The organism is Streptomyces sp. NPDC043876 (assembly GCF_056435825.1).
This window is the reverse complement of record NZ_JBWKDV010000006.1, coordinates 432391-457093: the sequence shown is the minus strand read 5'-3', so window position 1 is coordinate 457093 and position 24703 is coordinate 432391. Positions and strand designations below refer to the sequence as shown.

At 74.9% G+C, this 24703-nt stretch carries 16 protein-coding genes and 1 riboswitch; of the genes, 8 read left to right on the top strand and 8 right to left on the bottom strand.

From position 1 onward, the window contains the following. Positions 1-129: 129 nt before the first annotated feature. Both AC0693_RS21460 and AC0693_RS21455 read right to left on the bottom strand, forming a co-directional pair. Positions 130-2115 carry an FtsX-like permease family protein gene (locus AC0693_RS21460; protein WP_478802572.1) on the bottom strand — a complete coding sequence of 662 codons (1986 nt, stop codon included), beginning with the start codon at positions 2113-2115 and terminating at the stop codon, positions 130-132. After that, complete coding sequence (locus AC0693_RS21455) at positions 2115-2861, bottom strand: ABC transporter ATP-binding protein (protein WP_356405626.1); 747 nt, start codon at positions 2859-2861, stop codon at positions 2115-2117. Before AC0693_RS21455 ends, AC0693_RS21460 begins: the two co-directional genes overlap by 1 nt. A gap of 160 nt (positions 2862-3021) precedes the next feature. On the opposite strand from AC0693_RS21455, the gene AC0693_RS21450 reads away from it, so the two are divergent. Both AC0693_RS21450 and AC0693_RS21445 read left to right on the top strand, forming a co-directional pair. Then, on the top strand, positions 3022-4302 hold the full coding sequence (locus AC0693_RS21450) for a sensor histidine kinase (protein WP_478802571.1): 1281 nt from the start codon (positions 3022-3024) through the stop codon (positions 4300-4302). Then, positions 4290-4958, top strand: a complete 669-nt coding sequence (locus AC0693_RS21445) for a response regulator transcription factor (RefSeq protein WP_356405622.1) — start codon at positions 4290-4292, stop codon at positions 4956-4958. Before AC0693_RS21450 ends, AC0693_RS21445 begins: the two co-directional genes overlap by 13 nt. 58 nt (positions 4959-5016) lie before the next feature. Here AC0693_RS21445 and AC0693_RS21440 read toward each other — a convergent pair whose 3' ends face one another. Beyond that, positions 5017-6357: a benzoate/H(+) symporter BenE family transporter gene (locus AC0693_RS21440; protein WP_478802570.1), complete on the bottom strand. Its 1341-nt coding sequence runs from the start codon at positions 6355-6357 to the stop codon at positions 5017-5019. A 176-nt stretch (positions 6358-6533) separates the two neighbouring features. Between AC0693_RS21440 and AC0693_RS21435 the strand changes: the two genes are divergently transcribed. Then, positions 6534-8870: an immune inhibitor A domain-containing protein gene (locus tag AC0693_RS21435; protein WP_478802569.1), complete on the top strand. Its 2337-nt coding sequence runs from the start codon at positions 6534-6536 to the stop codon at positions 8868-8870. 163 nt (positions 8871-9033) lie between these two features. Further along, complete coding sequence (locus tag AC0693_RS21430) at positions 9034-10686, top strand: ABC transporter ATP-binding protein (protein WP_478802568.1); 1653 nt, start codon at positions 9034-9036, stop codon at positions 10684-10686. A gap of 48 nt (positions 10687-10734) precedes the next feature. Here the strand turns inward: AC0693_RS21430 and AC0693_RS21425 are convergent, their stop codons facing one another. Continuing rightward, the gene (locus AC0693_RS21425; RefSeq protein ID WP_478802567.1) at positions 10735-11796 is read right to left on the bottom strand and encodes a phosphatidylinositol-specific phospholipase C domain-containing protein; all 1062 of its coding nucleotides are present in this window, start codon (positions 11794-11796) and stop codon (positions 10735-10737) included. A gap of 156 nt (positions 11797-11952) precedes the next feature. Beyond that, positions 11953-12882, bottom strand: coding sequence for an oxidoreductase (locus AC0693_RS21420; protein WP_478802566.1), 930 nt, complete (start codon positions 12880-12882; stop codon positions 11953-11955). 206 nt (positions 12883-13088) lie between these two features. On the opposite strand from AC0693_RS21420, the gene cbiE reads away from it, so the two are divergent. The 3 genes from cbiE to AC0693_RS21405 all read left to right on the top strand — a co-directional run bounded on the left by cbiE (position 13089) and on the right by AC0693_RS21405 (position 16070). Continuing rightward, positions 13089-14399: a precorrin-6y C5,15-methyltransferase (decarboxylating) subunit CbiE gene (gene cbiE, locus AC0693_RS21415; RefSeq protein ID WP_478802565.1), complete on the top strand. Its 1311-nt coding sequence runs from the start codon at positions 13089-13091 to the stop codon at positions 14397-14399. Next, on the top strand, positions 14396-15145 hold the full coding sequence (gene cobM / locus AC0693_RS21410; RefSeq protein ID WP_469316506.1) for a precorrin-4 C(11)-methyltransferase: 750 nt from the start codon (positions 14396-14398) through the stop codon (positions 15143-15145). Before cbiE ends, cobM begins: the two co-directional genes overlap by 4 nt. Positions 15146-15299: 154 nt before the next feature. Next, positions 15300-16070, top strand: coding sequence for a cobalt-precorrin-6A reductase (locus AC0693_RS21405; protein WP_478802564.1), 771 nt, complete (start codon positions 15300-15302; stop codon positions 16068-16070). A gap of 61 nt (positions 16071-16131) precedes the next feature. On the opposite strand, the gene AC0693_RS21400 is transcribed toward AC0693_RS21405, so the two are convergent. From AC0693_RS21400 to cobG, 3 genes are read right to left on the bottom strand one after another with little or no spacing between them, the layout of a single operon-like run. After that, complete coding sequence (locus tag AC0693_RS21400) at positions 16132-17724, bottom strand: precorrin-2 C(20)-methyltransferase (protein WP_468464720.1); 1593 nt, start codon at positions 17722-17724, stop codon at positions 16132-16134. Next, the gene (locus AC0693_RS21395; protein WP_478741655.1) at positions 17721-18368 is read right to left on the bottom strand and encodes a precorrin-8X methylmutase; all 648 of its coding nucleotides are present in this window, start codon (positions 18366-18368) and stop codon (positions 17721-17723) included. The genes AC0693_RS21400 and AC0693_RS21395 overlap by 4 nt, the downstream gene beginning before the upstream one ends. Positions 18369-18376: 8 nt before the next feature. Beyond that, positions 18377-19786 (bottom strand): precorrin-3B synthase, encoded by a 1410-nt coding sequence (gene cobG, locus AC0693_RS21390; protein WP_478802563.1) that lies wholly within the window; start codon positions 19784-19786, stop codon positions 18377-18379. Positions 19787-20753: 967 nt separating this feature from the next. Then, positions 20754-20885, top strand: a riboswitch (cobalamin riboswitch). A gap of 40 nt (positions 20886-20925) precedes the next feature. Here cobG and cobN point away from each other — a divergent pair. Next, positions 20926-24552, top strand: coding sequence for a cobaltochelatase subunit CobN (gene cobN / locus AC0693_RS21385; RefSeq protein ID WP_478741658.1), 3627 nt, complete (start codon positions 20926-20928; stop codon positions 24550-24552). Positions 24553-24703: the final 151 nt, after the last annotated feature.

Here is a 24703-nt window from a genome sequence, read left to right as displayed (position 1 = left end):
CTCGTGAGGACCAAGCCAGTTGACGGGCACGGGCCGTCCAATGGTGAACGTGAAGGGGGTGTGTCGTGTGGGGGGGCCCAGCATAGGCGCGAGGTGACAGAGAACGCTACGCCGATCACCCGCCGGGTCCTACTGCCGGGAGGTGATCGCCGCCACGCCGGCGTGCCGGAGCAGACGGCCGGTCGCGACGAGACCGACCACCACGCCCACCACCGCGCAGGCCCCCGCCAGGCCCGCGAGCAGCGCCCACGGCACGCTCAGCGGGGCTTCACCGCCGAGGACGGTGAGCGCACCGCGGTAGGAGCGGGCGCCGAGGGTGACGAGGACGGCGGCGATCCCCACGCCCGCGACGGTGGTGCCGAGGGTCTCCCACACGGCGGTGCGGCGCAGTTGACCGGTGCTGACGCCTATCATGCGCATCCCGGCGACCTCCCGGCCGCGCCTGCTGTAGGACATGACCAGGGTGCTCGCCACGGCGATGAGCGCGTACAGCGAGGCGGGCCCGGTCAGGACGAACAGGACCAGGCGGTTCAGCCGGTCCTGGCCGGTGGAGGCGTGGTCGAACCAGTGGGCGCTCTCGGTGACCTTGACCCGCTCGGGGCCCAGGCGCCGCGTCAGTTCGGCGGCGACCGCGCCGGCCGAGCCCGCGGCCTGCGGGTCGAGCAGGACGCTCGCCCGCTCGGGGGCGGCGGCCGCGCCCCCGGCGTCCGCCGCCGGGAGCAGCAGGTGCGGCACCGCGGACCCGCCGTCCAGGACGGCGGCCACCGTGGCCTTGACGGGCCGGCCGCCGAAGAGGCCGTACGTCACCTCGCTGCCCGCGTGGCGCCCGTACCAGTCGGCGAACTCCTTGGACACCGCGACCGTTCCGGGGGCGAGCATGCCCGCCTTCCCCTCGGTGACGGTGATGCGGTGGGTCCGGGTGAGGCTCGCCGGGTCGGCGACCGCCGCCTGGTCCTTCCACACCTCGATCGGGCCCGCGACCGCCACGTCGAGCGGGGCGGGCGCGGAGACGGCGGCCACCCGCGGGTCGGCGCGCAGCGCCGCCAGGTCCGCCGCGCTCAGCCCGCCGTCGCCCACGGGCTCGACGACCAACTGGGCGGTGGTACGGGCCCGGTCGTCCGCCTCGGTGGCGGCTCCGGCGGTGGACAGGACGGTGGTGAACACCCCGACGACGGCGGTGATCGCCAGGACCGGTCCCACCAGGGAGGCGGTGCGGCGGCGCGAGGTGGTGAGGGACGCGGCGGCCATCCGCCCGGCGACCGGGTCGGCCCAGCGCAGCGGCAGCGAGAGCAGCCCCAGCAGGGCGGGCAGGTACACCGGGCCGAGCAGGGTCGCCGCGACGGCCAGCGCCATCGTGCCGAAGAGGGCCAGCGGGGTGGCCGCCTCGGCGCCGGCGCCGGGGGCGAGGAGCACCATGACCGCTCCCCCCACCAGGAGTGCGGCGCCGCTCACCGCGCGCCCGCCGGTCATCGTCCGGGCGTCCAGGTCGGCTTCGCGCAGGGCCTCGGTGGGCCGCACCCGGGCCGCCCGCTTCGAGGCGGCGTAGGCGCCGAGGACGGCGATGAGCAGACCGCTGCCGGCCGCGAACAGCAGGGGCCACAGCACCGGTCCCAGGTGCAGCTCGACCGGGGAGAGGCCGGTTCCGTTCAGGGCGTCCAGGACGGCGGGCGCGGCGACGGCCGCGGCGAGGCAGCCGGTCAGGGCGGCGGGCACGGCCACCGCGAGGGACTCGCCCAGCACCATCCGGCGCACCTGCGGGCCGCCCGCGCCGACCAGGCGCAGCAGGCCCATGTCCCGGCGGCGCAGCGCGATGCCGAAGGCGCAGGTGCCCGCGATGACGAAGACGGTGACGAAGGCCGAGACCACCCCGGCCATGGCCAGCACGCTCTGGACGCCGCCCATGTCGAGGGCGCCGCCGGAGAGGGTGCGGGCCTTGCCCGTGCCGTCGGTGAGGGTGACCGAGGGGAGGTCGGCGGCGGGGGCGGGCACCGACCAGGTGGCGGCCAGGGCGGCCGCCGAGACGCCGATGAGGGCCACGCCGAGGGCGAGCGCGACGAACGTACCGACGAACAGGGCCCAGTAGTGGCGCACGGACTGCACCGAGATGCGCCACATCAGCGTTCCCACACGCTCAGCTGGGCGGCGACCGCGTCGGCCGTCGGGTGGTCGAGGCGGCCGACGACCCGGCCGTCGGACAGGAAGATCACCCGGTCCGCGCAGGCGGCGGCCGCCGGGTCGTGGGTGACCATGGCGACGGTACGGCCGGCCCGGTCCACGATGTCGCGCAGCAGCGCCATGATCTGCCGGCCGGTCTGCCGGTCCAGGGAGCCGGTCGGCTCGTCGGCGAAGACGATCTCCGGTTCCGCGACCAGGGTGCGGGCGATCGCGACCCGCTGCTGCTGGCCTCCGGAGAGCTGGGCCGGCCGCCGGTCCGCCTTGTCCGCCAGCCCGACCTGCGCCAGGGCCTCCACCACGCGGGCCTTCCTGACCCGGCCGCCCTGGAGCCGCAGCGGCAGCGCCACGTTCTCGTAGGCGGTGAGCATGGGCAGCAGGTTGAACTGCTGGAAGACGAAGCCGATCCGGTCGCGCCGGACCCGGGTCAGCTCGCGCTCGCCGCAGGCGGCGAGGTCGGTGTCGCCGAGGAAGACCTGCCCGCTGTCGGGGGTGTCCAGGCCCGCCGCGCAGTGCAGGAGCGTGGTCTTGCCGGAGCCGGAGGGGCCCATCACCGCCGTCAGCGCCCGCTGCGGGAACCCCACGCTGACCGCGTGCAGGACGGGGACGGGTCCCGCGGCGCTGGGGTAGCTCTTGGTCACGGAGGCCATGTGGACGGCGGGCAGCTGGGTATCGGTCAGCAGGGGCATGCGCCCAGTTCAGCAGGGTGGGACCGGCCCGCGCAGTGGGTCTGCGCGGAGACCTCGGGGTGGGGTTTCCCCTACCGCCGGCGGGCTCTGTGATCACCTAGAGTCGAGTACGGACCATGATCCTTGGTCGCTGCGGACCGTGACGCTGGAGGCCCCCGCCATGACGACCGTCGCCGTCTGGGAGGCCCTGCGGCGGCGTCCCCTGCGCTACCTGGTGTCCCGCTGGCCGCTGCGCGCCGCCGCCTTCCTGCTCGGCGGCACGCTCTGGGGCTTCCTGGTGCTGCTCGGCTTCGCCCTGCTGCTGTTCGTGGGACTCGGGCTGTCCGTGCTCGGGGTCGGGCTGCTCGTGCTGCTGGGAGCCGCCGTCTTCGGGATCCCGGTCGCCGCCGCCGAGCGGCGGCGGCTGCGCCTGGTGGAGCCGGAGCCGCTGCTGGACCCGCACGGCTCGCTGCCGGGGACCGGCGCCCTGCCCTGGCTGCGGACCCGGCTGCGCGAACGGGCGACCTGGCGCGAGCTGGCGTACGTACCCCTCCTCGGCGTGGTGTTCACCGCGACCGGCATCGGGTTCACGGCCCTGCTCGGTCTGTCGCTGCTGCTGGTGGCGACCCCGGTGATCGTGTGGGCGATCGCCCCCGACCGGGTGATGCTGGGCCCCGGGCATGCCATCGAGGATCCCCTCGCCGCCCTGCCGGGGACCGCCGCCGGGCTGCTCGGGCTGGTCGTGGCGGCGTACGCGGGCGGGGCGCTGGCGGGTGCGCAGGTGTGGATCGCGCAGTTCCTGCTCTCCGCCCGCGAGGAGGACCTCGGCAACCGGGTCATCGAACTGACCCGCTCCCGGGCCCGGTTGGTGGACGCCTTCGAGGCGGAACGGCGCCGGATCGAGCGTGACCTGCACGACGGCGCCCAACAGCAGCTCGTGGCACTGAGCATGACCCTGGGGCTGGCCGAACTGGAGCTGCGCGGTGCGGAGTCGGCTGCGTCACCCTTGATCGCCCGGGCCCGCGGCGAGGCCCGGCAGGCGCTGGAGCAGCTGCGCGGCCTGGTCCGCGGGATCCATCCGCAGGTGCTCACCGACCACGGGCTGGCCGCGGCCGTCGCCGAACTGGCGCTGCGCAACCCGATTCCGGTGAGCGTGGACATCGACCTGCCCGGGCGGCTGCCGTCCCCGGTGGAGACCGTGGCGTACTTCACCGTCACCGAGGCGCTGACCAACGCGTCCAAGCACAGCGGCGCGGGCGCGGTCGCGGTGGTCGCACGGATGCACGGTGAGCGGCTGGTGCTGCTGATCACCGACGACGGGCGGGGCGGCGCCGATCCGCTCGCCGGGTCCGGTTTGCAAGGATTGGCGGACCGTGTGGCCATCGTGAAAGGCAGGCTCATCGTGACCAGTCCCGTCGGCGGACCGACCCAGCTCCGGGTGGAGGTGCCGTGCTCCGCCTAGTGCTCGCCGAGGATTCCGTCCTGCTGCGGGCGGGGCTGGTGGAACTGCTCTCCCGGGTCGGCCACGAGGTCGTCGCCGCCGTCGGCGATGCCGAGGAGCTGGCCCGCGCGGTGGACGCGGACCGGCCCGACGTCGTCATCACCGATGTGCGGATGCCGCCCGGCTTCCGCGACGAGGGGCTGAAGGCCGCCCTCGCCCTGCGCGCCCGCCACGCGGACCTGCCGGTGCTGGTGCTCTCGCAGTACGTGGCCACCGCGTACGCCACCCAGCTCTTCAGCGGCGCCTCCTCGGCCGAGGGGGGCCTCGGCTACCTCCTCAAGGACCGGGTCGGCGAGGTGTCGGAGTTCATGGACGCCCTGGACCGGGTGGCGCAGGGGCAGACGGTCATCGACCCCGAGGTGGTCCGGGTCCTGCTCCAGCAGCAGAGCGCGGACAGGCCGCTGGCCCGGCTGACCCCGCGCGAGCGGGAGGTTCTGGCGCTGATGGCCGAGGGCCTCAACAACCAGGCGATCGCACAGCGGTTGACGGTGACCGAGGCCTCGGTGGTCAAGCACGCGGGGAACGTCTTCATGAAGCTGGACCTGGATCCGACGGAGGGCAACCGGCGGGTCCTGGCGGTACTGGCCCACCTGCGCGGCGAGGCGCCGACGGGCTGAGGGTTCCCGAGGCGCCCCGGCCACCGGACCCGACGCGCCGGACCCGACGCGATGGGCCTCACGCGGCGGGAGCCGCGCCGTCCCGGTCGGCAGGGGCGGCCAGGTCCCGGGCCACGGCGGGGGCCACCCGCACGGCAGGGGGCGCGGGGGGCGGCGGGGCGGGCTCCGCGCGCCGAAAACCGTTCGTCACCAGCATTGTCAGCGCCCCGGCGAGCAGCCCCCAGAAGGCGGAGCCGATCCCCAGCAGGGTCACGCCGGAGGCGGTGGCCAGGAAGGTGACCACGGCGGCTTCGCGGTACGTCTCGTCCAGGAACGCGGCGGACAGCGAGTTGGCGATGGTGCCGAGCAGCCCGAGTCCGGCGATGCCGAGGACGAGCGCCGTCGGCAGCGCGGTCAGCAGGGAGCTGACCGTGCCGCCGAAGACGCCGACGCACAGGTAGAACAGCCCGGCCCAGACCCCGGCGAGGTACCGGCGGCCGGGATCCTCGTGGGCCTCGCGGCCGGTGCAGATCGCGGCCGTGATGGCGGCCAGGTTCAGGCCGAAGCAACCGAACGGCGCCAGCAGGAAGTTGACCGCGCCGGTCCAGCCGATCAGCGGGGACACCGGCACCCTGCCGTACCCGGCGCCGCGCAGCACCGCCACACCGGGCAGGTTCTGCGAGGCCATGGTCACCACGAACAGCGGCAGCGCCACGCTGACGATCACCTGCCAGGAGAACGCGGGCGCGGTGAACACCGGCTCGGCGAGGGCGAAGTGGACCAGTCCGGGCCGCAGCGAGCCCTGCCCGGCGGCGACGGCGACCCCGACGGCGAGCGCCAGGATGATCGCGTACCGGGGCAGCAGCCGACGGGCCAGCAGGTAGGTCGCGAAGAGCGCGAAGACGACGGCGAAGTGGCCGTCCATGCTGCGGAAGAGTCCGGTGCCGAACTGTACGAGCACGCCCGCCAGCAAGGCCGAGGCGAGTGGTACCGGGATCCGGCCCATGATCCGCTCGAACCATCCCGTGACCCCGCTGAGCACGATCAGGGCGGCCGAGACGAGGAAGGCGCCGACCGCCTGCGCCATGGTGACCCCCTGGAGCCCCGACACCAGCAGGGCGGCGCCCGGCGTGGACCAGGCCGTGATGACCGGCGCGCGGTGGCGCAGGGAGAGGCCGATGCAGGTGATGCCCATGCCGATGCCGAGGGCCAGCATCCAGGAGGTCACCTCCCGCGCGTCGGCGCCCGCCGCCCGGGCGGCGGTGAAGACGATCGCGGCGGAACTGGTGACGCCGACCAGGACCGCGATCAGTCCGGCGGTGACGGCGGACGCGGGGGCCGCCGTCCGTATCCTCGCGCCGAATCCGCGCCGCTCGCCGGGGTCTTCGGGCTCGTGGGGGGCGGTCCGCTGGGTGCTCATGAGCCAAGATCGCACACCGCGCTCCCCCCGGACCAGGACTTTCCGCCCGCGTGCCCGGGCGGCGGGCGCCCGCGGCGCCGAGGCCCGAAGGAACGGGTTCCACACCCCTATGCGTGATCTGTGACATGTGAAATATTACCCCCGCCCCTACCGAACTCCCAGAAAGGGCAGCCACGTTGCGCAGACTCGTCGCGGCAGGAGCGGCGATAGCCCTCGCCCTCCTCGCCACTCCCGTGCTCTCCCCCGCCGCGCTCGCGGCGGTCCCACCGCCCCCAGGGCAGCAGATCACCCGCAGCGAGGAGGCGGCCTCGCCGCCTCCCGCGCCCCTCGAACTCCAGCGCCAGGCCCTGCGCCGCCAAGCCCTCGAAGACGTCGCGGCGGGCCCCGGCGGCGGCCCCGGCGCCCTGCGGGCCGAGGCGGACGGCACCCTCCCCCGCACCGCCAAGGTCGGCAAGCGCTACGTGGAACTGGCCCAGGAACGCAAGGACAAGGTGTTCGTGATCCTGGCCGAGTTCGGCGACCAGGTGGACAACACCACCCAGTACGAGGGCAAGCCGCGCTTCGGCGGCACGCCCGGTCCCCGGCACAACACCATCGACAAGCCCGCCGCGAGCGACAACCACACCTTGTGGCGCAAGGACTTCAGCCAGTCCTTCTACCAGCAGCAGTTCTTCTCCGACGCCCCCGGCGCGGTGAGCCTGCGTTCCTACTACGACCTCCAGTCGTCCGGCCGCTACGCCATGGACGGCCAGGTCAGCGGCTGGGTGAAGCTCCCCTGGAACGAAGCCCGCTACGGCACGGACAACTGCGCCGAGCCCGGCCAGTGCCGCACCAACTGGGACCTGGTCCGCGACGCCACCGACACCTGGTACAAGGGCGAGGTGGCCAAGGGCCGCACCCCGGCCCAGATCAAGGCGCAGCTGGCCGAGTACGACGTCTGGGACCGCTACGACGCCGACCACGACGGCAACTTCAACGAGCCGGACGGCTACCTGGACCACCTGGTCATCGTCCACGCGGGCAAGGACCAGACCTGGGGCGGCGGTGCGCAGGGCAAGGACGCCGTCTGGGCGCACCGCTGGTTCGCGTACTACGACCGGGCGGGCACCGCGGGCCCGGCGGGCAACAAGGCGGGCGGCACCCCGGTCGGCGACTCCGGGATCTGGGCCGGTGACTACCTGACCGGCGGCGAGAACAGCGGAGTGGGCCTGTTCGCCCACGAGTTCGGCCACGACCTCGGCCTGCCCGACCTGTACAGCTCGGACGGCGACAACAGCGTCAACTTCTGGTCGCTGATGTCCTCCGCCTCCTACCTCGGCAAGGGCCGCGGCACCACCGGCGCCTTCCCCGGCGACCTGGACGCCTGGAGCAAGCTCCAGTTGGGCTGGCTCGAATACACCGAGGCCGACGCGGGCCGCAGGACCAGGGCGGTCCTCGGGGTCTCCGGCTACAACACCGAGGATCCGCAGGCACTGCTGGTGCACCTGCCACCGTCGGTGACGCGGACCGAGCTGGCCGATCCGTACGAGGGCACGTCCCAGTGGTGGAGCGGCACCGGGGACTTCATGGACAACACCCTCACCCGCACGGTCGACCTGACGGGGGTCCCGGCCGGCGCCCCCGCCCGGCTGGACGCGCGCGTCTGGTACGACGTGGAGCAGGACTTCGACTTCCTGACCGTGGAGGCCTCCACCGACGGCGGCGCCACCTGGGCGGCCCTGCCCGGCACGGTCGGCGGCGCCCCGATCCCGGCGAAGGGCATCTCCGGAACCTCGGGCGGCTGGGCGGCGCTCGGGGTGCCGCTCGACGCGTACGCGGGCAGGAGCGTCTCGCTGCGACTGCGGGTCACCTCCGACAGCAACACCCACGGCAAGGGCGCGGCCTTCGACGAGCTGCGGATCACCGCGGACGGCCGGGAGCTGCTGCACGACGGCGCGGAGCAGGGCGACGACGGCTGGACCGCGCTCAAGTGGTCGCGCACCGAGGGCCGTACGGGCACCGCCCAGCACCCGCGCGCCTACGTGGTGGAGAACCGGCGCTACACCGGATTCGGCGAGTACCTCAGGACGGGCCCGTACAACTTCGGCCGGGGCGACGAGTCGGTCGAGTTCTACCCCTACCAGCAGGGCGTGCTGATCTGGCTGTGGGACACCGCCTACAGCGACAACACCACCAAGGCGCACCCCGGCGGAGGACTGCTGCTGCCGGTCGACGCCCGGCCCGCGGCGCTGCGCTTCACCGACGGCTCCCTGGTCAACGCGCGGGCGCAGACCTTCGACGCCCCGTTCTCGCTGCGGCCGAGCGACCGGATCGTCCTGCACAAGGCCGGGGCCCCGCTGGTGGTGCCCGCGCGGCCGGGCGTGCCCGTCTTCGACGACCGGCACGGCCAGTACTGGAACGCCGACCTGCCGCAGGTCGGGGTGAAGGTGCCGGACACCGGGACCCGCATCGCGGTGGTGAAGGAGGCCGCGGGAGGGGCGCTGACGACCGTGCAGGTGAGCCCGGCCGGCTGAGCCGGCGCCGCTGAGGGATCACGGGGATCCCCGCTGCGGGACGGGTGCGGGACAGGCGGGTTTTCACGGGCAGCTGCCCCTGACCAGGGTGTCGGTTACCATCCGACCAACCTCAACACGCCTGTCTCGTCCCACAGTTGGCCCGCACTGCCAAGGAATCCCCGTGATCAGCTTCGAAAACGTCAGCGTGAAGTACGACGACGCGCCCCGCTCAGTGCTGCGGGACGTGGACCTGACCATCGGCGAAGGGGAGTTGTGCCTGGTCGTCGGGCGGACCGGTGCCGGCAAGTCCACCCTGCTGGGCGCGGTCAACGGCCTCGTCCCACACTTCACCGGCGGCACCCTCTACGGACGGGTGACCGTCGGCGGCCGGGACACGGCCGAGCACCCGCCGCGCGAACTGGCCGACCTGGTGGGCGTGGTGGGCCAGGATCCGCTCGACGGCTTCGTCACCGACACCGTCGGGGAGGAGCTGGCCTACGCGGTGGAGCAGCTCGGCGTGGACCCGGCGGTCCGGCGCAAGCGGATCGAGGAGACCCTCGAACTGCTCGACCTGACCGCGCTGCGCCACCGGCCGCTGCACGAGCTGTCCGGTGGCCAGCAGCAGCGCGTGGCCCTCGGTTCCGTGCTGACCGCGCACCCCCGGGTGCTGGTCCTGGACGAGCCGACCTCCGCCCTGGATCCGGCCTCGGCCGGCGAGGTGCTGGCGGCCGTGACCCGGCTGGTGCGGGACCTGGGCGTGACGGTTCTGCTCTCGGAGCACCGGCTGGAGCGGGTCGCCCAGTACGCGGACCGGGTCATCCACCTCCCCGGGGACGGGACCGTGGTCTGCGGGCCCCCGGCCGAGGTGTTCCGTACGTCGACGGTCGCGCCGCCCGTCGTGGAGCTGGGCCGGCTCGCGGGCTGGGACCCCCTTCCGCTGTCGGCGCAGGCCGCCCGGCGGGTCGCCGCACCGCTACGGGCCCGGCTGGCGGGACGGACCCCCGCGCCGGTGCGTCCGGCCAGGACCGCGGTCCCGGCCGCGGGGGCGGGCGGGACCGAGGCGCTGCGGGCGCGTGCGGTGACCGTGACCCACATGGGACTGCCCGCCGTGCGGGAGGTGGACCTGGTCCTGCGCGCGGGAGAGGTCACCGCGCTGATGGGTCCGAGCGGCTCCGGGAAGACCTCTCTGCTGTGCGCCCTGCACGGATCGGGGCCGCGGCGCTCCGGCACGGTGACGGTCTGGGGCGCAGGGGGTGCTCCGGGGATCGATCCGGGGGCGCTGCCGGCCGCGGAGGCCCGGCGCCTGGTGGGGATGGTCCCCCAGACGCCCACCGACCTGCTCAGCTGGGGGACCGTACGGCAGGAGCTGGCCCAGGGCGACGCGGAGGCGGCCGGGTCGGGGGCCGGGCCCGCGCGGGAGCTGCTGGACCGGCTGGCCCCCGGCATCGACGACGCCATGCACCCCCGGGACCTCTCGGAGGGCCGGAAGCTGGCGCTCGTCCTCGCCGTCCGGCTGACCGCGGCGCCCGGGGTGGTGCTGCTGGACGAGCCGACGCGCGGCCTGGACCGCAGGGCCAAGACGGCGCTGATCCGGATCCTCGACGACCTGGCGGCGGCGGGCCGGGCGGTGCTGATCGCCACGCACGACGTGGAGTTCGCGGTACGGGCCGCCGACCGGGTGGTGATGATGGCGGAGGGCGAGGCCGTCGCGGAAGGAGCGGCCGCCGAGGTCCTCGCGGCCTCGACGGTGTTCACCACGCAGGTTGCCGAAATCCTGCCGTCGGTCGCCTGCCTGACGGTCGCTCAGGTGGCGGGATTGCTCAACGGGTCCTGACGGGGAGCCCGGCCGGGATGTCCCGGCCGGGCGCCCGGGGCCGGGAGGTCAGCCGCGCGGGACCACGGTCGCGAGGACGGCGGGCAGCGGGTACCAGTCCGCCGAGACCACGGAGGCGTGGTACTGCCCGGCGAGCAGGGCGACCCGGTCGCGGGCCTGGGCCTCGGTGGGGCGGGTCCCGTCGATGGCGGGGACGACGCCCTGGGCATCGGTGGCGATCAGCAGGTAGTGGTTGCGGTCGTACCAGCCGGTGTCGACGGCGGGCGCGGTGTAGGCGCTCGCGTCCCCGTCGAAGACCACGAACCACGGGCGCAGGGAGGCGTCGGCGTAGCGGGCGCGGGGGTCGCCCGCCTCTGCCCGGTGCACGGCGGGGAAGGCGGCGGCCTGCCCGAGGCGCCCGGCGGCGGCGAGGTCGCGCAGGTGGGTGGCGTACTCGCGGTCGGTCCAGAGGGTGTCGGCGGAGTTGCCCTCCTCCACGGTGCCCGGGATCAGCTCGACCAGGAACTTCCCGGCGAGCGCGGCGCGGCTGGGCCAGGCTCCGGCGCGGGCGGCGCTGTCGAGGTCGGGGTGGCCCGCGGCCAGGTCGCCGGGGCGGTAGAGGGCGTCACCGAGGCGGGCGCCCAGGAGCGCGTCGAGGTCGGCCGGGCCCCGGCCGAGGTTGGCGGCGAAGCCGTCCTTGAGTTCCATCTTCAGGATGACCGGGCGGTGGCCGGGGTGCGCGTCGTGCCAGCTGCGCAGATCCGCGAGACAGCCCGCGAGGTTCTGGTTGCGGGACTTGGTGCGCAGCTGGGCCGGGGTGGTGGCGTTCTCGCAGTTGTTGTCGTTGCCGATCGGGTTGCTGTGGGAGACCCGCCAGGAGCTGCCGAAGAAGTTGGTCCACACGTCGAGTTCGAGCATCGCGGCGCCCGAGTCCAACGCATCCGCGAAGTAGGGGTACTTGGCCTTCTCGTACGCGTTGTGCACGCCGACGCCGGTGGATCCGGCGAAGGACAGCCCCACACCCTGCGCCGCCGCCCCGGCCGGGGCGGCCCCGGCGGGGACGGAGGCGAGCGCGAGGACTGCGGCCACGGCGACGGCGACGGCCGCGGCCGCCCGGTTGCGGGATCTCATGCTGGTGGCTCCCCTATCGGTCCGGCCGACGCCGGTGCGGCGGCAAGTCGGCTGGAGCGTAGGGGAGTTGGGTGAAGCAGGGGAAGACCGCAGGTGTCCCGGGGGCGCCCGCGGGGAGGGGCGATCGGGCCGGGCCGGGCCGGACGCCCGGGACGGTCAGCGCGCGAGAGCGGTGTAGGAGACGGAGGTGAGCTTCTCGGAGGCGGCCCAGAGCGCTTCGCCGGACGCGTCGTCCAGGGTCCACTTCGCCCGCCAGGAGCGGGCGGGCGCTCCGCGCCAGCCGAGCTTCGGCCCGATGAAGGCGTCCGATCGCACGCCGGGCGCGGTGGCCGCGTACAGCGTGGGGAGCGCGCCCGCGGCTGCGGGCTGCGCGATGACGGCGTTCGCAAGCGCCATCACCCGCTCGGCGGCCTTGCGGCCCTCCTGCCGGGCGGCGGCGGTCTGCAGGTTGGTGTCCGCGTAACCGGGGTGGGCGGCGGCCGCGACGACATCGGACCCGGCGGCCGCGAGCCGCCGGGACAGCTCGTGCACGAAGAGCAGGTTCGCCGTCTTCGAACGGCCGTAGGCGACCCAGCGCCGGTAGTTACGCTCGCTGTTGAGGTCGGCGAGATCGATGTCGCCGAGGGCGTGGAAGCCGCTGGAGAGGGAGACGATCCGGGCGCCGGGCGTGCGCAGGAGATGCGGCAGGAGGAGGCCGGTGAGGGCGAAGTGGCCGAGGTGGTTCACGGCGAACTGGGTCTCGAACCCGTCGGCGGTCCGCCCGTACGGCAGGGCCATCACCCCGGCGTTGTTCACCAGCAGGTCGAGGGCCTCGCGCCCGGAGCCGTAGCGGGCGGCGAACTCCCGCACCGAGCGCAGGTCCGCGAGGTCCAGCGGACTGAACTCCACCATGGCTGAGGGGACTTCACGCCGGAGCAGTGCCTCGGCGGCCCGCCCGCGGGCCTCGCTGCGGCAGGCCAGCACCACCCGTGCCCCGCGCCGGGCGAGTTCGCGGGCGGCGACGTAGCCGATGCCGCTGTTGGCTCCGGTGACCACGGCCGTGCGCCCGCTCTGGTCGGGGATGTCGTTCGCTGTCCAGCCCGGCATACCGGCTCCTCCACCCGCACCACCGCGGTTACCAACGGTAACCACATCGTGCCCCCACCCTAACGGCCCCGGGGTCGCGAGCTCTCGCAGGGACGGGTCCGCGACGCGGCCCGTCGCGGGCCTTCGCCGTGGTCACCCCCGGTCCGGGCCGCCGGAAGCGGGCCAGTAGAGTGCGGTCCCACCCCCTTCCTCCGAGGTACCGCGCCATGAGCCCCCTGCCCCCCTCCCCCGTGACGACCGGACCGGCCGTCACGGTCGTCGGCATCGGCGCGGACGGCTGGGCCGGGCTCACCGGCACCGCCCGGGCCGCCCTGACCGCCGCCGACGTGCTGATCGGCGGGCCGCGCCAGCTGGTGCTGCTGCCGGACGCCGAGTGCGCGGGCGAGCGGGTGTCCTGGCCCAGCCCGCTGCGCCCCGCCGTGCCGCGGCTGCTGGCGGAGCACGCCGGGCGCCGGATCGCGGTGCTGGCGAGCGGGGACCCCATGTTCTACGGGATCGGCCGCGCCCTGTCGCAGGAACTGGGCGCGCAGGCCCTGCGGGTCCTGCCGCACCCCTCGTCCGTGTCCTACGCGTGCGCGCGGGCGGGCTGGCCGGTGGAGGACACCGAGGTGGTCACCACCGTGGGCCGGCCGGTCACCCGGCTCGCCGCAGCCCTGCACGAGGGGCGCCGCGTGCTGGTGCTCAGCGCGGGCCCGGGCACCCCGGGCGAGATCGCCGCTCTGCTGCGGGAGCGGGGCTTCGGCCCGAGCCGGATGCGGGTCATGGAACAGCTCGGATCCGCTGACGAGCGTACGTACGACGGCACGGCCGACCAGTGGGACCACGCGCCGGGCGACCCGCTGAACGTGGTGGCCGTCGACTGCCGCCGAGCGGCGGACGCGCAGCGCCTGGGCGCGGGCCCGGGTCTGCCCGACTCCGCCTACGAGCACGACGGCCAGCTCACCAAGCGCCACGTCCGTGCCGCGACCCTGGCCGCCCTGGCCCCCGCGCCCGGCGAACTGCTGTGGGACATCGGCGGCGGCTCCGGCTCCATCGGCATCGAGTGGATGCGCACCCACCCGTCGTGCCGCGCGGTGACGGTGGAGCGCGACCCGGAGCGGGCGGCGCGGATCACCCGTAACGCCGACGCCCTGGGCGTGCCGGCGCTGCACGTCGTCCTCGGCGCCGCACCGGCCGCCCTCGACGGACTCCCCGCGCCCGACGCGGTGTTCATCGGCGGCGGGCTGACCGCGCCGGGGCTGCTGGAGGCGGTGTGGTCGGCGCTGCCGGTGGGCGGGCGGCTGGTGGCCAACACGGTCACCCTGGAGTCGGAGGCACTGCTCGCGCGGTGGTACCGGCGCCACGGCGGCGACCTGGTCAAGCTCGCCGTCGCGCACGCGGTGGCGGTCGGCGGATTCACCGGCTGGCGCCAGGCGATGGCGGTCACCCAGTGGTCGGTGACCAAGACAGCGGATGAACCGGCGGGCGAACCGTCGGGCGACCCGGCGGCGCAGGAAACAGGAGAGGACCGCACATGACCGTGTACTTCATCGGAGCGGGCCCCGGCGCCGCCGACCTGATCACGGTGCGCGGCGCGCGCCGGCTGGCGGCCAGTCCGGTGTGCCTGTACGCGGGCAGCCTGGTCCCGCGCGAACTGCTCGCCGAATGCCCGGCGGACGCCCGGCTGGTGGACACCTCGCAGCTCAACCTGGACGAGATCCTGGGCGAGTTCACCGCCGCGCACGCGGCCGGCCTGGACGTGGCACGGCTGCACTCCGGCGACCCGTCCGTCTTCAGCGCGGTCGCGGAGCAGATGCGGCGCCTCGACGCGGCCGGGATCCCGTACGAAGTGGTCCCGGGCGTACCGGCGTTCGCGGCGGCGGCCGCTGCGCTGAAGCGGGAGCTGACGGTGCCGACGGTGGGCCAGACGGTGATCCTGACCCGGATCGCCCAGCAGGCCACCCCGATGCCGGAGGGCGAGGACCTCGCCACCCTGGGCCGCAGCGGGGCGCTCCTGGTCCTGCACCTGGCCACGCGCTACGTCGACCGGGTGGTCGACGAACTCCTCCCGCACTACGGGGCGGACTGCCCCGTCGCGGTGGTGGCGATGGCCAGCCGCCCGGACGAACTGATCCTGCGCGGCACCCTGTCGGACATCGCGGACGCGGTGAAGTCCGCGGGCCTGGTCCGCACCGCGGTGATCATCGTGGGCCGCACCCTCTCCGCCGCCCAGTTCCCGGACAGCCACCTCTACTCCCCCACCCGCAACCGCCATGCCTGCTGACCAACCAGCCCAGCCAAACCCAGCCCGTCCGGCGTTCGCCCGGCAAGCCCAGCCAAATCCAGCCCGTCCGGCGTTTGAGGACCCGCCGGAGGCACCGGCACCCCGCACCGGACCAGCGGCAAGAACCACCCCCCGCCCCCACCACGCGCACCACGTGCTGATCCTCGGCGGCACCACCGAGGCCCGCCACCTGGCCGAAGCCCTCGCCGAGGACCTCGCCGAAGGCACGGCAACCCCCGAAACCCGGCGAACCCTCGTCACCACCTCCCTGGCCGGCCGCGTCACCCACCCCACCCTCCCCCCGGGCGCATCCCGCATCGGCGGCTTCGGCGGCCCCGAAGGCCTGGCCGACTGGCTGCGCAGCCACGCCGTGGACGCCGTCGTGGACGCCACGCACCCCTTCGCGGAGCGGATAAGCTTCAACGCGGCAGCAGCCTGCGCAGCCACCGGCATACCCCTGCTGGCCCTGCGCCGCCCCGCCTGGACCCCGGCCCCCGGCGACGACTGGCACCACGTCCCCACCCTGGCCGCGGCCGCCGCCGCCCTCCCCGCCCTGGGGAGGCGCGCGTTCCTGACCACGGGCCGCACCGGCCTCGCCGCCTTCGCGCACCTGGACGCGACCTGGTTCCTGGTCCGCTCCGTGGACGCCCCCACCGCCCCGCTGCCCCGGCAGACCGAAGTCCTCCTGGACCGGGGGCCGTTCAGCCTCGACGGCGAGCGCGCCCTGATCCGCGAGCACCGCATCGACGTACTGGTGACCAAGGCGAGCGGCGGCTCCGCGACGGCCCCCAAGCTGACGGCGGCCCGCGAGGCGGGCATCCCGGTGCTCGTGGTCGACCGCCCGCCGGTCCCGCAGGGCGTACCGGTCGCCGAGTCGGCCCGGGAGGCGGCGACCTGGGTGCGCGCACGCACCCGGGACGCCTGACCCGGACCCCGCCCGGGACCCCGGAACCCCCGGGCCCGCCCGGAACCGCCCGTAACCCGGACTACCCGTAGCGCCGCGGCGTCCAGACGATCTGCCGCCCGTCCCCGCGCCGGACCACCCGCGTCTGCGACGAGCCGATCAGCAGCAGCGTCCGCATGTCCACCTGCGCCGGGTCCAGATCCGCGAGCCGCACGATCCGGATGGACTGCTCCGGGCCGCCCACATCACGGGCCAGCACCACCGGGGTGTCCGGCGCCCGGTGCTCCAGCAGCAGTTCGCGGGCCTTGCCGACCTGCCAAGTGCGGCTGCGCGAACCGGGGTTGTACAGGGCGATCACCAGATCGGCCCCGGCCGCGGCGTGCAGCCGCTGCGCGATGACCTCCCACGGCTTGAGCCGGTCCGACAGCGAGATCGTGGCGTAGTCGTGGCCGAGCGGCGCGCCCGCGGCCGCGGCGGCCGCGTTGGCGGCGGTGACCCCGGGCAGCACCCGGACCGGAATGTCCGCGTGCTCGTCCTGCGAGGCGACTTCCAGGACCGCCGTGGCCATGGCGAAGACGCCCGGGTCGCCGCCGGAGACCACCGCGACCCGCTGCCCGCGCCGGGCCAGGTCGAGCGCGAACTCGGCCCGCTCGGACTCGACCTTGTTGTCGGAGCCGTGCCGGACCTGCCCCGGCCGTACGGGCACCCGGTCGAGGTAGGTCGTGTACCCGACCAGCGCGTCCGCGTCGGCCAGCGCGCGCTTCGTCTCCGGCGTCAGCCACAGCGGACCGGCCGGTCCGGTGCCCACCACGACGACCTCGCCGACGGCGCCCGGCGCGGGCGCGGGCCGGCAGCCGGGGTTGCCGATCCGGCTAGGCAGCACGGCGACGGCGAAGTACGGCACCGTCTCGGGGTCGGTGTCCGCGAGCATCCCGGTGCGCTCCCCGGCCATCGTCGCGCGCTCGACGTAGCGCGCCTCGGGCAGCCGCCCGGACGTCTCCATCGCCCGCCGCACGGCGGGGAAGGTGCGGCCGAGTTTCATCACCACGGCGGAGTCGGTGGCCGCCAGACGGGCCGTCAGTTCTTCCTCGGGCAGCGTGCCGGGCAGGATCGTGAGCACCTCCTCGCCCTCGACGAGGGGGGTCTGCAGGCGGGCGGCGGCGGCGCTGACGGAGGTGACCCCGGGGATCACCTCGGTCGCGTACCGGTCGGCGAGCCGCTTGTGCATGTGCATGTACGAGCCGTAGAAGAGCGGGTCGCCCTCGGCGAGCACGGCCACGGTCCGGCCCGCGTCGAGGTGGGCGCCGAGCCGGGCGGCGGAGGCCTCGTAGAACTCCTCCATCGCCCCCTGGTAGCCGCCGGGGTGATCGGTGCTCTCGGTGGTGAGCGGGTAGACCAGCGGCTCTTCGATGTGGTCCGCGCGCAGGTGGGCGGCCGCGATCGAGCGGGCGATGGAACGTCCGTGGCGGGCGCTGTGGTAGGCGACGACGTCCGCCTCCGCGATCACCTGGACGGCCCGCAGGGTCATCAGGGAGGGGTCGCCGGGGCCGAGGCCCACGCCGTAGAGCCGTCCGGCCGCGGCTCCCGTACCGGCGGCACCGGTGGTGGCGGGGGTGGTCGTCGCGCTGGTGGCGCTGGTGGCGCTGGTGGCGCTGGTGGCGCTGGTGGCGCTCATTCTTCCTCGCTCGCGATCGCGTTGACGGCGGCGGCGGCGATGGCGCTGCCGCCGCGCCGCCCCCGGACGATCAGGTGGTCAAGCCCCGAGGGGTGGGCGGCGAGCGCGTCCTTGGATTCGGCGGCGCCGATGAATCCGACGGGCACGCCGATGACGGCGGCCGGGCGGGGCGCGCCTTCCTCGATCATCTCCAGCAGCCGGAAGAGTGCGGTCGGCGCGTTGCCGACGGCGATCACCGAGCCTTCCAACAGGCCGCGGTCGCGCCAGAGTTCGAGGGCGGCGGCGCTGCGCGTGGTGGCCATCTTCGCGGCCAGGTCCGGTACGGCCGGGTCCGACAGGGTGCAGATCACCTCGTTGTCGGCGGGCAGCCGCTTGCGGGTGACCCCGCTGGCGACCATGCGGACGTCGCACAGGATGGGCGCCCCCGCGTTCAGCGCGGCGCGGGCACGCAGCACCACGTCCGGCGTGTACCCCAGATCCTTGGTCAGGTCGGTCATCCCGCACGCGTGGATCATGCGTACGGCGACCTGCGACACCGAGGCGGGCAGCCCGGCGAGGTCCGCCTCGGCGCGGATCGTGGCAAAGGACTGGCGGTAGATCGCGGCGCCGTCCTTCTCGTACTCGAACACTGTGTACTCGCTCATCTCTTGAACTACATCTGCCGCTGAGGCTGCTGGGTGTGCTGGGTCGGGTGGGGCTGGTGGAACGCGGCTTTCGCATCCGCTTCCGCGAGGGCGGCGGTCAGGTCCTCGGGGGTGGCCGGTACGTCCTCCCGCACCGTGTGCCCGGCGCGCGGGCCGGCCACGGTGACGCCGTACCCCCGGGGCCCGGCGACCAGGTCCACCCAGGCGCGGGCGCGCGGGTGCCCGCAGCGCCGCTCGCACCCGGACCAGTGCACGGGCAGCGCCGCGGCCGCGGGGGCCGGTGCGTCCGGTCCGCCCGCCGCGCCCGAACGGGCCACGACCGCGCGGGCGTCGGTCCGTACGTCGGCCAGTGCCTTCGCGCAGCCGGGCCGCCCGGTGCAGGCGCTCACGTTCTCCCACGGGTCGCCGGGCGCCGTCACCAGCCCGGCGTCGGCGAGCCGGGCGAGGGTGTCGGCGGCCGTGGCCGCGCGGACACCGGGAACGACGATCCCGCGCCAGGGCGTGAGCCGCAGGGTCCCGGCCGCGGCGGTGGCCGTGGCGGCGAGCAGGCGCCACTGGGCGCTGGTCAGCCGGCCCAGCGGGGCCAGTACCGAGAGGGCGACGTGGTCCGGGTCCAGCCCCGCCACCGGACCGGGGCGGGGCCCGGGTCCGGTCCGGCGCCGGAAGCCGTGGGCCCGCTCGGCCGAAATGCCCTGCTCCCGCAGCCGATTGAGCAACTCCCCGGACTCCGGGCGTTGTTCGGCGGGAAGCTCGCTCACCCGCCAGGCCTTGGTGCCGGCTTCGCGGACCACGTCGAGGAAGTACCGGGCGACCGTCAGGGCCGCCCGGGGCGCGTCCTGGTGGCCCACGGCGACCGCGTCGGTGTCATCGTGCGTCCACAGCACGGCCATTCCGCGCTTCAGGGCCAGCACGTGCACGTCGGGTGCGAGCGAGGACACGTCGCCGCGTCCATCGTCGAGGGCGAAGAGGAAGCGCCCGGACAGCGCGGCCGCGGGCCCGCTCGCGCACAGCAGCCGGTCCAGCGCGCCGACCCACGGCGTGACGTCGGGGCGGCCCTGCCGGTCGAGCCCGGACAGGGGCGAGGCGACGATGTTGCGGACGCGTTCGTGGGTGGCCGCTGCGGCGGGCAGCAGTTGGGCGGCGGTCAGCAGGGCGGCGAGTTCGCCGCCGCAGCTCGCGCCGAGGCCGCGCAGCTGCGCGTTGCCCCGCGAGGTGAGGTCGAGGTGCCCGTCGCCGAGCCGGTCCGCGGCGTCGGCCACTGCGACGGCGGCATCCGCCGTGAGCAGACCCCCGGGGATCCGGATCCGGGCGAGGTGCCCGTCGTCCGCCGCGTGCAGGCGCAGCGCGCCGGGGCAGGCGTCGCCGCGGTCCCGTATGACGGGTTCGTCCCGGGATGCGGCGGAAGAGGGCGGGGGCATGGCGGCGAGCATACCCACGATCGGCGCCCACCGACCTGTGTCCGTCACCACGCCCCGTCCCCCCGCCCACGCCCCGCCGCCCCATACCCTGCCCGCCCGCATGCCGCCGCCCGGGCCCTGCCACCCGCATGGCGCCGCCGCGCCGCGGCCCGACCTGGCCCGGCACGCCCGCATGCCGCCGACCCCGGCCCGGCACCCCCGGCACGCCGCCGACCCTGGCCCGGCCTGCCCGCATGCCACCGACCCGGCCCGGCCTGGCCCGGCACGCCCGCATGCCACCGCCACCGGCCCGGCACCCCGGCACGCCGCCGCCTCTAGCCCGGCACGCCCGCATGCCACCGACCCGGCCCGGCGCACGCCCAGATGCCGCCGGCCCCGCGGCCCGGGCCTGCGCGCCCGTCAGCCGCCGGTGCGTTGGCGACTGCCGCCATGTGGAGCCTCCGGCGGCGCCTCAAACGCCGGCGAGGCTGAATTTGCCCGCATCCCGGCGCAGCAAATTCCAGCCCCCACACCCTGGCCACACAACCACCCCAGTCCGATCCGGCCTGCCCGGTACCCCGGTCGCCAAATTCAGCCCGCCCGGCGTTTGAGGGCCCGCCGGAGGCCCCACCACCCGCACCCGCCAACACAGCCAAGGCCACCACCACCCCGGCCCAACGACCCACCCGCCTGCCAATCCCAGCCCGCCCAACACCCGCAGCCACACACCCACCCGAGCCAATTCCAGCCCGCCCGGCGCTTGAGGGCACCCACCCCAGGCCCCGCGACCCGCGGCCACACACCCACCCGAACCAAATCCAGCCCGCCCGGCGCTTGAGGGCACACCACAGGCCCCACCACCCGCACCCGCCGCCAAAACCCGGCCCCGCACCACCAAACCCCGGCCCCGCGCCAGCGATCCGCCCCGGGAACCGCCCCCACCTGCCATCCGCTCGCCCCGGCACCTAAGATGGCCCCTCGACGGGCCATTCGGCCCGTCATCGCCGAGGACGGCGACATGGGAGGAAGCCCGGTGCGATTCCGGCGCGGTCCCGCCACTGTGAATCCGGCAGCGCCCCACCGCGCCACCGGGTGAGTCAGGAACTCCCGTCGTCCTCACTGCCCGGGGCGCGGAAACCCCGAGGAAGGCCCGCCGCCGCATGATCCTGCTGCTGTCGACGTCCGACACCGATCTGCTCAGTGCCCGCGCCTCGGACGACGGCCCGGTCCCGTACCGGTTCGCGAACCCTTCCCGGCTCCCCCTCGACGACCTCCCCGCGCTGCTCGACGGCGTGGACCTGGTCGTCGTACGCCTCCTCGGCGGCCTGCGCGCCTGGCAGGAGGGGCTCGACCTGCTCCTCGCCGCCGACCAGCCGCGGCCGGTCGTCGTCCTGACCGGCGAACAGGCCCCCGACGCCCAGCTGATGGAGGCGTCCACCGTCCCCATCGGCATCGCGGCCGAGGCCCACGCCTACCTCGCGCACGGCGGCCCGGCCAACCTGGAGCAGCTGGCCCGCTTCCTCTCGGACACCGTGCTGCTCACCGGCCACGGCTTCGACCCGCCCGCGGCCGCGCCCACCTGGGGCCGGCTGGAGCGCGCGGCAGAGCCCGCCACGGGCCCCCGGATCGCGGTGCTCTACTACCGCGCCCACCACATGAGCGGCAACACCGCCTTCGTGCACGGCCTCGCGGACGCCGTGGTGGACGCGGGCGGCGTGCCCGTGCCGCTGTACGTCTCCTCGCTGCGCTCCCCCGAGCCGGAACTGCTCGCGGAGCTGGCGACGGCGGACGCCATCGTGACCACGGTCCTGGCGGCGGGCGGCACCCGCCCCGCCGAGGCCTCGGCGGGCGGCGACGACGAGTCGTGGGACGCGGGCGCGCTCGCCGCCCTCGACGTACCGATCCTGCAGGCGCTGTGCCTGACCGGTTCGCGCGAGACGTGGATGGAGAGCGACGAGGGCCTGTCCCCGCTCGACTCGGCCAGCCAGGTCGCGGTGCCGGAGTTCGACGGCCGGCTGATCACCGTCCCGTTCTCCTTCAAGGAGATCGACGAGGACGGCCTCCCGGCGTACGTCGCCGATCCCGAGCGGGCCGCCCGCGTCGCGGGGATCGCCGTACGCCACGCCCGGCTGCGGCACACCCCGAACGCCGAGAAGCGGATCGCGCTCGTCCTCTCCGCGTACCCCACCAAGCACTCCCGCATCGGCAACGCCGTCGGTCTCGACACCCCCGCCAGTGCCGTCGCGCTGCTGCGCCGCCTGATCGCGGAGGGCTACGACTTCGGCCCGGCCGAGGAGATCCCCGGCCTGGTCTCCGGCGACGGGGACGAGCTGATCCGCGCGCTGATCGAGGCCGGCGGCCACGACCAGGACTGGCTCACCGAGGAGCAGCTGGCCCGCAACCCGGTCCGCATCCCGGCCGCCGACTACCGCCGCTGGTACGCCACGCTCCCCGGCGAGCTGCGCGAAGGCGTCGAGGAGCACTGGGGGCAGGCGCCCGGCAACATGTTCCTGGACCGCTCGCGCACCGCGGCCGGCGGCGACCCCGACGGCGACATCGTGCTGGCGGCGCTGCGCCGCGGGAACCTGCTCATCCTCATCCAGCCGCCGCGCGGCTTCGGCGAGAACCCGATCGCGATCTACCACGACCCGGACCTCCCGCCCTCGCACCACTACCTCGCCGCCTACCGCTGGATCCAGGCCGCGGCCGAGGACGGCGGTTTCGGCGCCGACGCCATGATCCACCTGGGCAAGCACGGCAACCTGGAGTGGCTGCCCGGCAAGAACGCGGGCCTGTCCGCCTCCTGTGCGCCGGACGCCGCGCTCGGCGACCTCCCGCTCGTCTACCCGTTCCTGGTCAACGACCCGGGCGAGGGCACCCAGGCCAAGCGCCGCGTGCACGCGACCCTGGTCGACCACCTGGTGCCGCCGATGGCCCGCGCGGAGTCGTACGGCGACATCGCGCGCCTGGAGCAGCACCTGGACGAGTACGCGCAGATCTCCTCCATGGACCCGGCCAAGTTGCCCGCGATCCGCGCCCAGATCTGGACCCTGATCCAGGCCGCGAAGCTCGACCACGACCTGGGCCTGGAGGCCCGTCCGGACGACGACGGCTTCGACGACTTCCTGCTGCACGTCGACGGCTGGCTCTGCGAGGTCAAGGACGCGCAGATCCGCGACGGCCTGCACGTGCTGGGTGGCGCCCCGGCCGGCCCGGACCGCGTCAACCTGGTCCTGTCCATCCTGCGCGCCCGCCAGATCTGGGGCGGTACGACGGCGCTTCCGGGCCTGCGCGAGGCGCTCGGCCTGGACGAGGCCGCGCCCACCCGGACCTCGGCCGACGAGGTGGAGGCCGTGGCCCGCACCCTCGTCGAGGCCATGGAGGCGGCCGACTGGGCCCCTTCGGCCGTCGCCGCGGTCGCCGAGGGCCACCCGGCCGGCGTCGCGGACATCCTCGCCTTCGCCGCGACCGAGGTGGTCCCGCGCCTGGCGGCCACGACGGACGAGCTGACCCACGCGGTGCACGCGCTGGCGGGCGGCTTCGTCCCGGCGGGCCCGTCCGGTTCGCCGCTGCGCGGGCTGGTCAACGTCCTGCCCACCGGCCGCAACTTCTACTCCGTGGACCCGAAGGCCGTCCCCTCCCGCCTCGCGTGGGAGACCGGCCAGGCCCTCGCGGACTCGCTGCTGACCCGCTACCGCACGGACAACGGCGAGTGGCCCGCCTCCGTCGGCCTGTCCCTGTGGGGAACGAGCGCCATGCGCACCGCGGGCGACGACGTGGCCGAGGCGCTGGCGCTGCTCGGCGTCCGCCCGGTGTGGGACGAGGCCTCGCGGCGCGTGACGGGCGTCGAACCCGTCCCGCTCGCGGAGCTGGGCCGTCCGCGCATCGACGTCACGCTGCGCATCTCGGGCTTCTTCCGCGACGCGTTCCCGCACGTCATCGGCCTGCTGGACGACGCGGTACGGCTGGCGGCGGGCCTGGACGAGCCCGCGGAGCAGAACTTCATCCGGGCCCACGCCCAGGCGGACCTGGCCGAGCACGGCGACGAACGGCGCGCGACCACCCGTATCTTCGGCTCGCGCCCGGGCACGTACGGCGCGGGCATCCTCCAGCTGATCGACTCCCGCGACTGGCGCACGGACGCCGACCTGGCGGAGGTCTACACGGTGTGGGGCGGCTACGCCTACGGCCGCGGCCTCAACGGCCGCTCCGCGCGCACCGAGATGGAGACCGCGTACAAGCGCATCACGGTGGCCGCCAAGAACACGGACACCCGCGAGCACGACATCGCCGACTCGGACGACTACTTCCAGTACCACGGCGGCATGGTCGCCACCGTCCGCGCCCTGCGCGGCACGGCCCCCGAGGCGTACATCGGCGACTCGACCCGCCCGGAGACGGTCCGCACCCGCACCCTGGTGGAGGAGACCTCGCGCGTCTTCCGCGCCCGCGTGGTCAACCCGAAGTGGATCGAGGCGATGCGCCGCCACGGCTACAAGGGCGCCTTCGAACTGGCGGCGACGGTGGACTACCTGTTCGGCTACGACGCCACGACCGGCGTGATCGCCGACTGGATGTACGACAAGCTGACGCAGACGTACGTCCTGGACCCCGAGAACCGCGCCTTCCTGGAGGAGGCCAACCCCTGGGCCCTCCACGGCATCGCCGAACGCCTCCTGGAAGCGGAATCCCGCGGCATGTGGGAAAAGCCGGACGCGGCAACGCTGGAAGCCCTGCGCCAGGTGTACCTGGACACGGAAGGCAACCTGGAGGCGGAGGCGGAGTAACTCCGGCAGCCGCCGGGGCCCTCCCGGCGGCCAAGGAGTTTCACCGCCGAGCACAAAACGACGAAGGCCGTCCTCCTCGCCCACCGTAAGGGCGGGAAGGGCGGTCTTTTTCGCGGTCGCAACGCGAAGAGGAAGCAATAGGGCTGCAGTA

Coding starts and splice junctions, on each gene's coding strand:
- cobN (WP_478741658.1), top strand. CDS start 20,926: ATGATCCTGCTGCTGTCGACGTCCGACACCGATCTGCTCAGTGCCCGC.
- cobM (WP_469316506.1), top strand. CDS start 14,396: ATGACCGTGTACTTCATCGGAGCGGGCCCCGGCGCCGCCGACCTGATC.
- AC0693_RS21460 (WP_478802572.1), bottom strand. CDS start 2,115: ATGTGGCGCATCTCGGTGCAGTCCGTGCGCCACTACTGGGCCCTGTTC.
- AC0693_RS21450 (WP_478802571.1), top strand. CDS start 3,022: ATGACGACCGTCGCCGTCTGGGAGGCCCTGCGGCGGCGTCCCCTGCGC.
- AC0693_RS21425 (WP_478802567.1), bottom strand. CDS start 11,796: ATGAGATCCCGCAACCGGGCGGCCGCGGCCGTCGCCGTCGCCGTGGCC.
- cobG (WP_478802563.1), bottom strand. CDS start 19,786: ATGCCCCCGCCCTCTTCCGCCGCATCCCGGGACGAACCCGTCATACGG.
- AC0693_RS21440 (WP_478802570.1), bottom strand. CDS start 6,357: ATGAGCACCCAGCGGACCGCCCCCCACGAGCCCGAAGACCCCGGCGAG.
- AC0693_RS21420 (WP_478802566.1), bottom strand. CDS start 12,882: ATGCCGGGCTGGACAGCGAACGACATCCCCGACCAGAGCGGGCGCACG.
- AC0693_RS21395 (WP_478741655.1), bottom strand. CDS start 18,368: ATGAGCGAGTACACAGTGTTCGAGTACGAGAAGGACGGCGCCGCGATC.
- cbiE (WP_478802565.1), top strand. CDS start 13,089: ATGAGCCCCCTGCCCCCCTCCCCCGTGACGACCGGACCGGCCGTCACG.
- AC0693_RS21455 (WP_356405626.1), bottom strand. CDS start 2,861: ATGCCCCTGCTGACCGATACCCAGCTGCCCGCCGTCCACATGGCCTCC.
- AC0693_RS21400 (WP_468464720.1), bottom strand. CDS start 17,724: ATGAGCGCCACCAGCGCCACCAGCGCCACCAGCGCCACCAGCGCCACC.